Raw genomic sequence first — 15331 nt, forward strand, 5'->3', positions numbered from 1 at the left:
AAACCTATTTAATCTATTTTTATGACGTTACATTTGATATTCAGCGCTTTGCGAAGGATTTAAACGTTGGTTTACGTTTTCTGAAACATCATTTTTTTAAAACTTTGATTGATGAAAATTTGTGTCGCACCTAATTATGTTTATATTTGAGATTATTAAATTGGTTTACCAGTTTGGTTTACCAATCATTTGCGAGATTCATTTAACGGCCTTTTTGGTTTAAAGTTACTACCTCATATGAAAAAAATACTGTCAATTATATGTTTGTTTTTTTTGTTTTCAGCTTGTAATGAGACAAAATCTATTAGTACTATAAAAGTTTCAACAATAGAAGAATTAAACAAAGCTATTAATGAATCTACCCCTGGAGACAACATTGTTTTAGCCAATGGTATTTGGAAAGATGTTGAAATAAAATTTACAGGTAAAGGGACCAAAGACAATCCTATAACTATTAAGGCAGAAACCGAAGGAAAAGTTTTTATTGAAGGTGTTTCAAATCTAGCTTTTGGGGGTGAATATTTAGAGGTTAGTGGTTTACATTTTAGAAATGGATATTCTCCTTCTGAAAATGTAATCGCTTTCAGAATCGATGAAAATACAATAGCAAATAACTGTAAAGTGACAAACTGTGTTATTGTAGATTTTAATAAACTACAACGGGACGACGATGATCTTTGGGTGCAGTTCTACGGAAGATACAACGAGTTGAGTAATTGTTATCTCGCTGGAAAAACAAACGGAGGACCAACAGTTAGAGTGGATTTAAAAGGGGTTCAAAGTATTAAAAATTACCATAAAATTATAAATAACCATTTCGGCCCTCGACCTAGAAAGGGTGGAGCAAGAGGAGAAACTATTCAGTTGGGAAGTAGCTTTACATCTATGAGTCCAAGTAATACAACAATTGCGAACAATTTATTTGAGGAGTGTAATGGGGAAGTAGAAATAATTTCTAGTAAAACAAATTTTAATGAGATTAGAAATAATGTGTTTTATAAGAGTGAAGGTTCTGTAGTTACCCGTCATGGAAATTACGTGACTATTGATGGTAATTATTTTATTGGTGATGGCGTAAATGAGCAATATGGCGGAATCAGAATTATAAATACTGGACATTGGGTTACCAATAATTATTTTTTCAATTTAAAAGGAAAAAGCTTTAGAAGTCCGTTGGCAGTTATGAATGGAATTCCAAAATCACCCTTAAATCGTTACAATCAAGTAACAGATGTAGTGGTTGCGTATAATACCTATGTAAACTGTAGTGCGCCTTGGCAATTTGGTGTAGGACAAAATATTGCACAAGCAGATGTGTTGCCTAAATCAGAAATCCGTTCGGCAAGAGCCATTAGAACTACTGTTGCGAATAACGTTGTATATAATGAAAAAGGTTTAGAACATATTGTTATTGAAAATGACAAAGCAGACGGCGTAACGTTCAAAAATAATATAGTAGATAATCAAGGGGTGAATTTTAAGGACTTTGACGGCGGAATTATCCCAGCCTCTTTAGAGTTGAAAAAGATAGCAGATAACATTTTAATACCGACAGGTGTTCCTAATGATGTGGAAGCTTATCATGGTTTTGATTTCAATACGATTGAAAGAGATTTATTCGGAAACTCCAGAAAAGACAGTAAGACTATTGGTGCTGTTGTAGGTGTCGATGTTGTTGATCCGGCTATTTTAGATACATCCAAATATGGAGCTTCTTGGTTCTCTAGCGAAATTGAAACTACAGCTCCAGTAACGCATACAGTAACGAAGGCGGAAGAATTACAAACTAAAATAGCTGCTGCCAATAATGGCGATATTATTGCTGTGGCGGACGGTGTTTATGAAATTTCAAAATCTTTAGTAATTAATAAAACACTTACAATTCAGTCGGAAGGTACAGCACAACTTGTCTTTTCTGGAGCATCTGACACTCCATTATTTTCTTTACAACCTAAAGGAAAATTGACAGTACATAAGATGATCTTAAAAGGAAATGCTTCAAATTATGCCTTTGCAAGTTTAAAAGAGAATATGTCGAATCATTTTGGTTTAGAAGTTATAGATTCTGAAATCAGCAATTTTAATTATGTGTTACGAGTGTATAAACAATCCTATTCAGAAGAAATTACATTTAAAAATACATCTATTGCAGACTGCGAAAATGGCATCGAATTATCTGAAGAAACAAACGATAGAGGAGATTATAATACAGAATATTTAACCATAGATAATTGTGATTTCAACAACGTAAAACAAAATGTTGTAGACTATTACAGAGGGGGGTATGATGAATCTACAATTGGAGGAAATCTTTTAGTCTCTAACAACACATTCACAAATTGCGGTGCAAAAGAGAAAAACAAAAGACTCTTAAATCACAATGGTATTGTGAATGTGAATATCACTAAAAATACCTTCAAAAATAATCCTGTTGAGTTTGTTTCTATTTTATGGGGCGCAAAAAATAATGTAGAGTCTGATAATACTCTAGTTAATTCAGGGCAGATTAAAACGGAAGAAAATTTAGTGATGACATTGATGTATTAATTATTTCCTGCGCAGGTTGGAATCTTATAAAATGTAATAAAATCCCTTAAAATGAAAAAAACGCTAATCATTATAATCATAATTTTTACAGCTTTTGCATGTAAAAATACTTCTAAAGATGCTTCAGGTACGGCTGTTCAAGTTGAAAATGAAAGTGTTTCTGAAACAAAATTTCCTAGTGATGTTATTCCGTTTATGGACAAATGGAAAATTCTTTTGGGAGATGGTACACATTTAGAAGATTTAATGAATTATGAGAAAAAAGATTTTTTCTATGTTGAAAATGAAGGAGATACGGATTGGGTAGTGTATAAAACACCAAATTCAGGTATTACATCAAAAACATCAAGTAATACAAGGACTGAGTTAGGCGAAAAAAAACATTGGATTCCTGAAGAAGGAGGTAAACTAACAGGAACTCTTAAGGTACAACATGTGTCAACTACAGGACATGCAAATGTTGCGTCTTCTTATTCTGTTGTTGTGGGGCAAATTCATAGCGACGAAGGACACGAAAACGAACCTCTTAAAATATTTTATAAAAAATTTCCAGGGCATACAAAAGGTTCTGTTTTTTGGAATTACGAAATTAATACAGAAGGCGATAACTCTGGAAGATGGGATTATTCTACTCCCGTTTGGGGGTACGATTTTTCGGTTGTTGGTGATGATGAAACTACTAGTCCTGCGGAACCAAAAGACGGTATTGCATTGGGCGAAGCGTTTAGTTACGAAGTAAATGTATACAATGGTATTATGTATTTAACTTTTAAAAGTGAAGGACACGAAACGATAAAATTCACTAAAAACTTATTGAAATCAGATTTTTCAACAAAGAAGGGTATTCCGCAACAGATTATTGACGTGTATGCATCAAGACGAACTGTAGGTGTAGAAAGAGAAATTGCGTATGCAGGTGAAATTAATTATTTCAAACAGGGCGCTTATAACCAAGCGAACGGAAAATCAACGAAGTCGGAAATCTATGGAGGGGATATAGCAAAGCAATATGCAAATGGAAGTTATGCAGAAGTTTGGTTTAAAGAAGCAACAGTAGGTCCAGGAACCGATCCTAATTTATAAAGCAAGATAATATTGAAGAAAGTAATTTTCATCATAGGTGTTTCAGGATGTGGAAAAAGTACTATTGGGAAATTACTCTCTGAAGAATTAAGCATTCCTTTTTTTGATGGCGATGATTTTCATCCGGAAGCTAATATTAAAAAAATGTCTGAAGGAGTCCCTTTAAATGACACAGACAGGCAAGGTTGGTTAGAGACTTTAAATAGTTTGGCTAAAGAACAATTGGTAGGTAACAGTTGTGTTATTGCTTGTTCTGCATTAAAACAGAAGTATCGCGATACCTTAAGTGAAGGAATTATAGCTGAAACAAAATGGGTGCATTTAACGGGGTCTTTCCATCAGATTTTTGAAAGAATACACAGTAGGCCAAATCATTTTATGCCTTCGGAATTATTACAATCACAGTTTGATATTTTGGAAGAACCCAAAGATGCAATTCAAATAGCTAGTAGCTTATCACCAGAAAATAGTATACGAAAGATAAAGAAAGAATTAATGACTACATCAGAATTTGGATTATTTGGTTTAGGAGTTATGGGAAAAAGCCTGTGCCGAAATTTAGCCAATAACGGATTTAAAATTTCAATGTTTAATAGACATGTGGCTGGAGTTGAAGAAGATGTAGCAGTAAGTTTTAAAGCTGCGCATTCTGAATTATCTCAAGCTGAAGCTTTTGACGATATAGCTTCATTTGTAAATTCTTTGCAACAACCTAGAAAAATAATGCTCATGGTGAATGCTGGGAAAACAATAGATTATGTTATTGAAGATTTGTTGCCCTATTTATCAGAGAATGATGTTTTAATTGATGGAGGAAACTCTAACTATGTAAATACTAAAGAACGGTTCGATTATTTAAAAACCAATGGAATTCATTTTATAGGAACTGGTGTTTCTGGAGGAGAAGAAGGAGCTTTAAAAGGTCCGTCGATCATGCCAAGTGGAGATGTTGAAGCCTATGAAAATGTAAAACCATTTCTAGAAAAAATTTCAGCAAAAGATCAAAACAATTTGCCTTGTTGCACGTATGTTGGTCCAGAAGGAAGTGGACATTTTATTAAAATGGTGCATAATGGAGTGGAGTATGTAGAAATGCAATTGCTGGCGGAAGTATGTACGCTATTAGAAGCTTCAGGTAACAATCCAGATGAAATTGCTACAATATTGGAATCTTGGAAAGATACAGCAAATAGTTATTTATTAGAAATAACCATCGCAATTTTCAGAAAGAAAGAAGGCAACGATTGGTTGGTAAAAAAAATATTGGACAAAGCAGGGAATAAGGGGACAGGAAACTGGACGACAATCGCTTCAACCCAACTTGGTGTTCCAAGTACGTTAATCGCATCGGCTTTATTTTCTCGGTATACTTCTTTTTATAAAGAAGAACGAACACTTCTAAATAAGCATTTTAATCAAGCCGATCATTTAGAATTAAAGGTGTCAACCAACGATATTCTAGAAGCGTATCAGTTTGCTAGAATTATAAATCATTATCAAGGTTTCAAACTTATTACTGAAGCGTCAATTGCATATTCTTGGAATTTAAATCTAAGTGAAATTGCTAGAATATGGACAAGTGGCTGTATTATTAAATCTAATTTAATGCAAGATTTAGTTGATGTTTTTAAAAACACAACAAACATATTGACAGATACGCAATTTTCAGAAGGTATTAATAAATACAAACCATCCGTTAAAAAGGTGGTCTCACAAAGTGTACTTAATGATATTTCTGTGCCTTGTTTAGGAGAGTCTATTCAGTTTTTCAACGGAATTACAACGGCATATTCTTCAGCAAATATAATACAAGCGCAACGCGATTATTTTGGAGCACATACGTATCAAAGATTGGATGACGATTCTGGAAAGAATTACCATACTAACTGGAACTAAAAAATAACGAACAACAACTTATAAATGGAAGCAGCGACGCCTACTAAATCATTTCTAAAAAAGATTATAGCTATTATATTAGGATTTGGCCCAGGTATTTTTGCTATTGGTTATACCATTGGTACGGGTAGCGTAACGGCTATGATTGTAGCTGGAAGTAAGTTTAATATGCAATTGTTATGGGTGCTTTTTATCAGTTGTATTTTTTCTGGAGTTTTAATGTTTGCATACGGTAATTATTCTCTAATCACTAGTGAAACAGCACTCTACGGATTTAAAAAACATTTAAAATTTGGTAAAACCTTAGCCATTTTAATTATTGTAGGAATTACGTTTGGACAATGGAATTCATTAATGGGAATCTTAGGGATTTCATCTAATATTATTTTTGAAATATTAGCGATTAATTTTGAAGGGTTAGGGGCTTATAAATATGAAACCGTCTTAACAATAGCTGTTGTAATTATTGTTACTTTTTACTTATTGATGCTAGTAGGAAAATATACCTTCTTTGAAAAGATCCTAGTTATATTCGTAAGTCTAATGGGACTCTCGTTTGTATTGTCTTTATGTTTTGTACAACCACTTTCTATAGATGTTGTAAAAGGATTAATACCAACAATACCAGATGTTCCTGGTGGTAAGATGTTAGTTGCAGCTTTCGTAGGAACAACGATGGCTTCAGCTACGTTTTTGTCTCGCCCACTCTTCGTAAAGGGAAAAGGATGGACTATTGAAAATTTAGATCAACAGAAAAAAGATTCTATTACAGCGGCTATTTTAATCTTCGTGATTAGTGGCGTAATTATGGCGGTAGCTGCGGGCGCATTGTTTTATCAAGGAAAAGAAGTTACTCAAGTGTTGGATATGGCAAATACCTTAGAGCCAGTTGCCGGGAAGTGGGCGGTTACTATCTTCTTTTTTGGAGCATTAAGTGCTGGATTGTCTTCTATTTTTCCTTGCTTATTAATTGCACCATTATTAATTGCAGATTATCAATCGGGAGTATTAGATACCAATTCGCGTCAGTTTAGAATAATAACGGCTATAGCTTGCTTGGTGGCTTTAATTGGGCCTGCGTTTGGAGCAAACCCTATTGAAGTCCAAATTCTATCTCAAGTCTTTAATGTATTTGTATTGCCAATTGTAGTTCTCGGAATCATTCTAATGTTACACAGTAAAAAAGTAATGAAAGATTATAAAACGAGCTTAGGTGTTTATATCGGCTTGTATGCAGCGTTGTTTTTTTCTTTAGTGATTTCATACAATGGTATAGTAGCACTTTTAGAATATTTCTAATAATCAAGGAAGATTAAAAATAATATAATTAAACCATAAAAAAATGAATAAAAAAATCATTCCATCGCTAACTATGACTGTAGCTCTTAGTTTTTTTCTAGTGCTAACTAGCTGTAAAAATGAGGTTAAAGATCCAGTTAAAAAAGAAGTAGCAAAAACTGTTTATGCCAATGATGTTATTCCATTTTTTGATCATTGGAAATTGATTTTAGGAGATGGGTCAAATGCAGGTATTGTAAACGATTTTGAAAATAAAGATTTCTTTTTTACTGAAAATGATGGTACTAGCGACTGGGTGGTTTTTAAGACACCCAATGGAGGAGACACACACGGAACTTCAAATAATACAAGAACCGAATTAGCGCAAGTAAAAAAATGGTACCCAAAAACGGCTAATGAAAAATTGACAGCTACACTTAAAGTAATGAATGTATCTGCGACGGGTGATGCTCGTGTAGCAGCTACACATTCTGTCGTTGTAGGTCAGATTCATAGTGCTGATAAACATGAAAATGAACCTCTTAAAATATTTTATAAAAAATTTCCAGGTCATACTAAAGGTTCGGTTTTCTGGCATTATGAAATCAATACAGAAGGGGAAGACAACTCTGGAAGATGGGATTATTCTTCAGCTGTTTGGGGTAATGACTTTTCTGTGGTTGGAACTGAAGCAAACACGTATCCAGAAGAACCTAAAGATGGGATTGCTTTAGGAGAAGAGTTTAGTTATGAAGTTAAAGTGAAGGACGGAATGATGACCTTAAAGTTTACAAGTGAAGGTCATGAAACCAAAACATTCGTCAAAAACTTAATCGAATCAGAATACACAACGAAAGCAGATATTCCAGAGCAAACACAAAAATTATTTGTACCCATTGGTCAAGATGGAGTAGAACGTAAAGAGGCCTATGCTGGTGAGGGTTGTTTTTTCAAGCTCGGGGCATACAACCAAACAAATGGAAAGTCTCCAGAAATAAATAAAAATTGGTGTTCTGGCGCTGAAACACATGGAGGTAATATCGAAAAACAATATCAAGACGGAAACTACGCCGAGGTATGGTTTAAAACGGGAAGTATCTCTGTAAGTGATAACGCTGTTTCTAATGAAGGCTATTTCGCGAAAAATGATTAAATAAATATATAGGAGGGTGTGTTTCAATGGTAACAGAAGACATTTTAAAACAAAAAAAGTATAGTCTCATGGAAAACAAAACGAAATTAACAGGTAAAAACGTTTTGATAACTGCCGGTGCTCAAGGCATTGGAGAATCAATCACGAAGCATTTTATTGATAGTGGTGCTCATGTTGCCATTCACTATTATTCTAGTGCAGATACAGCAAATCAATTGATTGAATATGCAATTGGTAAAGGACAAAAAGCGGTTGCTATATCTGGTGATTTAACAAAAGAAACTGATGCGAATGCAATGGTTGAAAAAACAGTTGAAACGCTTGGGGGGGTAGATATACTGATTAACAATGCAGGCTCACTTGTGGCACGTAAAATGTTGAATGAAATTGATACTGAATTTTGGACCAAAGTAATGGATATCAACCTAACCTCTATGATGTTTGTAACGCGAGCAGTAGCTCCTTATTTAGCAGAAAACGAGAATAGTAGTATTGTTAATTTAGCATCTCTAGCAGGACGTAAAGGCGGTCACCCTGGATCATTAGCATATTCTACGAGTAAAGGCGCTATTTTAACACTAACAAGAGCACTTGCTTCAGAATTAGGGCCTCAAGGTACTCGAGTAAATGCTGTAGCTCCAGGTTTAATACTTGGTACTTCGTTTCATAATACGCATACAACAAAAGAATCTGCAGATAAAACTACGGCAGGTATCCCAATTCAAAGAGCTGGGAATGCAGCAGATGTAGCACGTGCTGTTTTATATTTAGCGTCCGAATTTGACGGCTTTATTACCGGTGCTACTTTAGATATTAATGGCGGTGTCTACAATATGTAGTTCGCCGTTATATTTCAATGGTTCTCAAACCTGTGGTTAAAGGCAATTTTTTATATTTAAAAACCTAGAGTTAATTTTTAAATTGTTGTTTCTTAGTGTTTTATGGTATATGGTTTTAGTGCGATTAACTGTGAATTATTTAAAATATCACTTTTAAATAATTACTTTTTTTGGGAAACAATAAAATATTCCTATATTGGTAAACCAATTTGGTAAACCAATTGTTTTATGAGAATCTCACAAACTTGCTTTTTTGTCTCAATCCTTTTTCTAGCACTTACTTTTTCATGTAAAGAAGAAACAAATTTGGTTTCAGAAAATGAAGATACAGCTTCAACACTAGGGGCACACCCTAAATTAATTCTTACTGCTCAGGGAGTTAAAGATATTAGAGCACAATTAGGGAAGCTTCCCATTTTTGATAAAGCATTACAAGAAGTTAAAGAGGAAGTAGATGCTGAAATAGCGTTTGGAATTGACACACCAATACCTGTAGATTATTCAGGAGGTTACACTCATGCGCGTCACAAACGAAATTTTTTAGTCCTACAAAAAGCAGGGGTATTATACCAAATTCTAGATGACGAAAAATACGCGAAGTATGTAAAAGACATGCTAATGCAATATGAGGCAATGTATAAAACATTACCATTACACCCAAAAACAAGATCGTACGCTAGAGGAAAATTATTTTGGCAATGTTTAAACGATTCAAATTGGTTAGTGTATGTGAGTCAGGCGTATGATTGTGTTTATAATTATTTGTCTGAAGAAGAACGCAACAAGCTTGAAACAAATTTATTCAAACCTTTTGCAGATCATATCTCAATAGATAGTCCACAATTTTATCAAAGAGTTCATAATCATAGTACTTGGGGAAATGCAGCTGTTGGTATGATTGGATTGGTTATGAATGACCAAGAATTAATTGATCGTGCTCTATATGGTATTCAAGGAGTAAATTTAGATACAAAGGCTAAAGATGACGATGGTGGATTTTTAAATAAAGATGGAAAAGCAGGTTTTTTAGCAAATATTGAAGAACCTTTTTCACCAGATGGGTATTATACAGAAGGCCCATATTATCAACGATATGCAATGTATCCTTTTTTGATTTTTGCTGAAGGATTGCACAACGTACGACCCGACCTAAAGATTTTTGAATATAAAGACGGTGTTTTATTAAAATCTATTAATGCACTCTTAAACTTATCGGATGCAGATGGTGATTTTTTTCCGTTAAATGACGGTCAAAAAGGAATGTCATACTATACCAATGCTTTGGTGACTGCAGTAGATATTTCATATCATTTCGGAACACAAGATCCAGGCTTGTTGAGTATAGCGGAAAAACAAAATAAAGTGTTGTTAGATGATTCCGGTTTGGCGGTTGCATTGGGTATAAAAAATGGAAAGGCAAAACCCTTCAATAAAAAGTCTATTAATTTATCTGATGGACCCGATGGAACACAAGGAGGTGTTGGTATTTTAAGAAGTGAAGATATAGAACTTGTTTTTAAATATGCAGCACAAGGGTCAAGTCATGGGCATTACGATAAGTTGTCTTATTCTTTATATGAAAAAGGAACTGAAATACTTCAAGATTACGGGTTGGCACGATTTGTAAATATTGAACAAAAAGGAGGTGGTAATTACCTGAAGGAAAATAAAACCTGGGCAAAACAAACCATAGCGCACAATACAATTACACAAAATGAAACCTCTCATTTTAACGGGGAGTATGAAATAGGAAGTAAAAATCATTCAGAATTGCATTATTTTTCTTCGGAAAGTGAAGAATTTCAGGTTGTAAGTGCTATTGAAAAGAATGCCTATCCAGCAACTGAAATGCTTCGTACCATGGCGATTATTAAAGATGAAGATTTTGAAAAACCATATGTACTAGATATTATGAAAGTCACCTCAAAAAAGGCGCATCAATACGATCTTCCGTTTTATTTTATGGGGCAACTTTTAAAAACCAATTTTGATTATAAAACACCAGAAACGTTAAAAGCGCTTGGAACTAAAAATGGCTATCAACACCTATATGTTGAAGGAACTGCTAAACTTTCCGAAGCAAACAGTAAAATAGCATGGCTACATGAGAATAAGTTTTACACGGCAACTTCTGTCACTAGTAATAACGATGAACTATTATTTACACGAATAGGGGCAAACGATCCCGAATTTAACTTAAGAAGAGAAGCTGCATTTATGCTAAGAAGAAAAAACGCCGCTAATACACTTTTTGTGTCAACAATAGAATCGCATGGTAGTTATAGTCCTGTTTCAGAATTTGCATTAAATTCTAATAGTAGTATTAAAGAATTAAAAGTGGTTTTAGATACTGAAGCCTATACGGCGATTGAAATTGTCAATGTAAATGGAAACTCAAAACTGTTTATAACTGCAAATACAACTACTACAAAAGAAGCAACACATACCATAAAAATTAACAATAAGAATTATACTTGGGTGGGTTCTTATTATTTCAAATAAAATAAAACAATAAATATTATGAAAAGATTTAGTGAAAAGTATGTCATCGCAAAAGACATGGAATGGGAAGTACTTGGTGGAGGAGTATCAAGAAAATTTTTAGGATATGATAATCAAATTATGATGGTAAGAGTGAAGTTTGATAAAGGCGCTTTAGGGGCTCCACATCAACATTTTCACACACAGGCTACCTATTGTGTTTCAGGTAAATTTGAATTTGAAATTGATGGTGAGAAGAAAATTGTAGAAGCTGGAGATGGCGTGTACATTGAACCTAATTTATTGCACAGTGCAGTATGTTTAGAAGAAGGAGAGCTCATAGATACTTTTAGCCCAGTAAGAGAAGATTTTTTAAGCGGAGCTGAGGTGTCTTACTTTGGAGATAAGGCTTAAAAAAATCTTCATGTCATAAAAGAGATAAAAAAACAGTTTCATTTAATTGCGTAGGTTCAATAAATATTCCTCTTTGACTGCTGCAAAGGGCTATCTGCAAAGAGCAGCATTACATATAAATGTATTTAGTTCAATTTAAGAGCGTTTTTCCAACGTAAAACATAAAAAGACTGTAGGTTTTTTCTCGATTTCTAAATTTTAACAGAGAAATTTTATTAAATCCTTGGTTTTAACAAAATATTATACATATATTTGGTTAACCAGATTGGTTTACCAATTTGATTGACAAAAAAAGAACAGATGCACATCTGTTCTTTTAAAAAAAATACTTCTTTGGAGGGAAGTAATTATGTTATAAAAACATAACACTACAAAAGTAAAGAAATAATTACAACTTATGTAAGATTATGTTTTTAAGTGTTTAAAGGATATTAACTAACTAAAACTTAAAAAACTAATTATGAATTTAAAAGCTAAGTCGGCATTAATAGCGATACTATTTATTTGTATCACTTCTTTTGCCCAAGAAAACTTAACAGTGACAGGGCAGGTGGTCTCTACTACCGATTCAATGCCTCTGCCTGGAGTTAATGTCATTGTTGCAGGAACAAGTAACGGAGCAACTACTGATTTTGATGGTAATTATGAAATCACTGTAAGCAAGGGTGATGTTATTCAATATTCTTACATCGGGTTTGTAACGCAACTTATTCCTGTTGAAGACAAAACAATAATTAATGTGTCCTTGGTGGAAGATGCCAATGCATTAGACGAGGTTGTTGTTGTTGGTTATGGTACACGGAAAAAGAGTCATGTAACGGGTTCAATTGCAAAAGTTGGAGGAGAAGATGTAGCGGCGATTCAGGCAACACGTGTGGATGAAGCATTAGCTGGTAAATTAGCAGGTGTTTTAATTCAAAATCAAAATGGATCACCAGGAGCAGATCCTAAGATTCAAATAAGAGCTGCTTCTTCCATTAATGGAAATTCTAATCCGCTGATTGTGGTAGATGGGTATCCAATTTCGGGAAGTTTAGCTACTGTTAATCCTAACGATATTCAGAGTGTAGAAGTTTTGAAAGATGCTGCTTCAGCTGCTATTTATGGTTCTAGAGGAGCAAATGGAGTAATTTTAGTTACTACCAAAAAAGGAAAAAGTGGTAAGCCAAGTTTTAGTTATAATACGTATGCGAGTGTTTCAAACAAGTACAAAAGTGGTACTATAAATATGACAGCTGGCGAATGGGCAAACACATTAGAAGCCGGTATTGCTAGTGGGAGATATGATGTTTCAGAATTAGACCCAGCCTTTGTAAATTATAAAATAAACGCGTATAGAGATGCGCCTGATGTTTGGGCTGTAGAAGATTGGCTTTACGGGAGTGGTTATAGTACAAATCATGACTTTAGCTATAGTGGTGGTTCGGATGATTCAAACTATTTTGCTTCAGTTGGTTATCAAAATACAGATGGTATTGTGAGAACTGAAGGATACGAAAGACTAAATGCGCGCTTAAATGTAGATACTGAACTAGGAGACAAATTTAAAACAGGAATAAGTTTTAATGGATTCGTAGCAGATAGACAAATTTTAGGACACGATCAGAGAGATCTTTTAAGAGCATATAATGTAAGTCCTATTTATCATACAGAAGCGTCTATTGCGTTTGTACAACAATTAGATCAACAAGCACAGGCTTTAGGGCTTGATCCATTTGATGATGGGTACAGAGGAGGTGATGCACCTTTTAATAATAGTATCTATACATTACAACCTGGCGATACAGCGCAAGATTGGCATTATGGTAGAAGTGGTAATGGTATTGGAGGAACTGGAGATGCAGGTCCTGCAACCAAACTTGACAATACAGAAAGATATCAGAAAACTTTTTTCGGTAATGTATCTACCTATTTACAATACACTATTATGGATGGCTTAAATATTAAAGCTGTTTTAGGAGCTGATGTAAGAGATACTAAAGATTACTTCTGGAGAGGACTTGAGTTTGATTCTAGAGCACGTGGTAATCAAACGGCCTTAGATGAGACGAACGTAAAACAAACCTCTACTCTGAGCGAAACTACATTGAATTATGCAAAAGAAATTGGCAAGCATAGTGTGTCTGCCGTGGCTGGAGCTGAATTTCAAAAAATCTATTTTAAAGGCACCTCAACTAATGGTACAAACGTTCCATATAGCGACATTGTAAATTATAACCTCTTAGAGCCTGAAGATATTATTGTTACTGAAAGAGACGAAACTATTACAAGATGGAGTATGTTTGGAAGAGTAAATTATGCTTTTGATGATCGTTATTTAGTGTCGGCATCGATACGAAGAGATGGAGATTCTCGTTTTGGATCTAATGAAAGATATGCGGTATTCCCAGCAATTTCTTTGGGATGGAATGTGCATAACGAATCTTTTTATAATATAGAATTCATAAGTTTATTAAAACCAAGATTTAGTACGGGTTCTTTAGGATCTACTTCCGATTTAGGAGCATACAACTCATTAAGTCTTTTAAATCCTCAGCCAACGATATTAGGAACTGGTTTCCTTATTCCTGATGATATCGCAAACTCAGATTTAACATGGCAAACCAATACAGAAACGAATTACGGAATTGATTTAGGTTTTGTAAACAACAGATTTAGATTTAGCGCAGATTATTATACGTCTGACATTGAAGATATCTTAATTAATCTAAGTGTTTCTGAAGTTTTCGGTGTTCCTTCTATTAGAGTGAATGCGGGAGATGTAAGAAGTTCTGGTTTGGAACTTGAATTAAGTGCAGCTATTATTCGAAATGAGAATTTTAAATGGGATTTCGGAGGTAACTTATCTACAGTAAAAACAGAAATAACAGATTTAGGTGGATTAGATGAATTACCTCAATCAATTTACGGACAAAGTGGTAGAGGTCCTGTGTTTAGAAATTATGTAGGAGGAGAGATTGGTGAAATGTGGGGATTAGAAACGATTGGACAAGTTGAAGATAATTTCATTGAAGACCCAACGAGAGCAATAGGGCTTAACAGCTCAGCTTTTTATGTAAAAGATCAAAATGGTGATGGAGTAATTGATAAAACAAGAACTGTTGAAGAGGGTGGAGATTTAGTGAAAATAGGACAAAACACACCTGACTTTTATTATGGTTTCAATAGTTCTATAAGCTATAAATCTTTTGATGTGGCATTCCAAGTTCAAGGAGCTCAAGGAGGCGACGTTTGGAATGTGGATCCTATTTACTATAATTCAGAATTTGGTGGAAGATTACGTGATAGCTTTGACGCCGATAACGATGGTATAGCTGATCATAATGGACAGTACTATTTAGATTCAAACAATCAATTAGATGCGCAGCTTCAAGATGCGTCATTCTTAGCCTTGAGAAACTTGACGATAGGGTATACGCTTCAATCAGATTTAGTTAGTAGAGTAGGAATAAGTTCAGCAAGGGTTTATTTAGCATCCACTAATTTATTTTACATATGGGGAGATGATTATACATCATTTAATCCAGAGGGTGTAGATACTTCTCAATCTAATTACTTAGGGCCTACTACTTATGGGGTTCAAATAGGAGCAAGTCCTATTGTTAGAAGCTTTACGTTCGGTTTTAATGTTAATTTTTAA

9 protein-coding genes are annotated in these 15331 nt (G+C 34.2%); all 9 read left to right on the forward strand.

The annotated features are described in order from the left end of the window. Positions 1-237: 237 nt before the first annotated feature. Entirely contained in the window at positions 238-2547 is a 2310-nt protein-coding gene (locus BLQ00_RS06660; RefSeq protein ID WP_093142249.1) for a chondroitinase-B domain-containing protein, read from the forward strand. Positions 2548-2598: 51 nt separating this feature from the next. Next, complete coding sequence (locus tag BLQ00_RS06665) at positions 2599-3630, forward strand: polysaccharide lyase family 7 protein (protein ID WP_093142252.1); 1032 nt, start codon at positions 2599-2601, stop codon at positions 3628-3630. A gap of 12 nt (positions 3631-3642) precedes the next feature. Then, positions 3643-5526 (forward strand): NADP-dependent phosphogluconate dehydrogenase, encoded by a 1884-nt coding sequence (gene gndA / locus BLQ00_RS06670; protein WP_093142254.1) that lies wholly within the window; start codon positions 3643-3645, stop codon positions 5524-5526. 24 nt (positions 5527-5550) lie between these two features. After that, a complete protein-coding gene (locus BLQ00_RS06675) occupies positions 5551-6825 on the forward strand; it encodes an Nramp family divalent metal transporter (protein ID WP_093142257.1) in 1275 nt (424 codons plus the stop codon). A gap of 43 nt (positions 6826-6868) precedes the next feature. After that, positions 6869-7957: a polysaccharide lyase family 7 protein gene (locus tag BLQ00_RS06680; RefSeq protein WP_093142259.1), complete on the forward strand. Its 1089-nt coding sequence runs from the start codon at positions 6869-6871 to the stop codon at positions 7955-7957. 68 nt (positions 7958-8025) lie between these two features. Then, complete coding sequence (locus tag BLQ00_RS06685; RefSeq protein WP_093143897.1) at positions 8026-8796, forward strand: SDR family NAD(P)-dependent oxidoreductase; 771 nt, start codon at positions 8026-8028, stop codon at positions 8794-8796. A gap of 228 nt (positions 8797-9024) precedes the next feature. Next, positions 9025-11298, forward strand: a complete 2274-nt coding sequence (locus tag BLQ00_RS06690) for an alginate lyase family protein (RefSeq protein WP_093142262.1) — start codon at positions 9025-9027, stop codon at positions 11296-11298. 18 nt (positions 11299-11316) lie between these two features. Further along, positions 11317-11691 carry a cupin domain-containing protein gene (locus BLQ00_RS06695; protein WP_093142264.1) on the forward strand — a complete coding sequence of 125 codons (375 nt, stop codon included), beginning with the start codon at positions 11317-11319 and terminating at the stop codon, positions 11689-11691. A 460-nt stretch (positions 11692-12151) separates the two neighbouring features. Then, positions 12152-15331 carry a SusC/RagA family TonB-linked outer membrane protein gene (locus BLQ00_RS06700; protein WP_093142267.1) on the forward strand — a complete coding sequence of 1060 codons (3180 nt, stop codon included), beginning with the start codon at positions 12152-12154 and terminating at the stop codon, positions 15329-15331.

The sequence above is a fragment of the Ulvibacter litoralis genome (assembly GCF_900102055.1).
GTDB classification, from domain to species: domain Bacteria; phylum Bacteroidota; class Bacteroidia; order Flavobacteriales; family Flavobacteriaceae; genus Ulvibacter; species Ulvibacter litoralis.

Coding starts and splice junctions, on each gene's coding strand:
- BLQ00_RS06660 (WP_093142249.1), top strand. CDS start 238: ATGAAAAAAATACTGTCAATTATATGTTTGTTTTTTTTGTTTTCAGCT.
- BLQ00_RS06665 (WP_093142252.1), top strand. CDS start 2,599: ATGAAAAAAACGCTAATCATTATAATCATAATTTTTACAGCTTTTGCA.
- BLQ00_RS06675 (WP_093142257.1), top strand. CDS start 5,551: ATGGAAGCAGCGACGCCTACTAAATCATTTCTAAAAAAGATTATAGCT.
- BLQ00_RS06680 (WP_093142259.1), top strand. CDS start 6,869: ATGAATAAAAAAATCATTCCATCGCTAACTATGACTGTAGCTCTTAGT.
- BLQ00_RS06685 (WP_093143897.1), top strand. CDS start 8,026: ATGGAAAACAAAACGAAATTAACAGGTAAAAACGTTTTGATAACTGCC.
- BLQ00_RS06690 (WP_093142262.1), top strand. CDS start 9,025: ATGAGAATCTCACAAACTTGCTTTTTTGTCTCAATCCTTTTTCTAGCA.
- BLQ00_RS06695 (WP_093142264.1), top strand. CDS start 11,317: ATGAAAAGATTTAGTGAAAAGTATGTCATCGCAAAAGACATGGAATGG.
- BLQ00_RS06700 (WP_093142267.1), top strand. CDS start 12,152: ATGAATTTAAAAGCTAAGTCGGCATTAATAGCGATACTATTTATTTGT.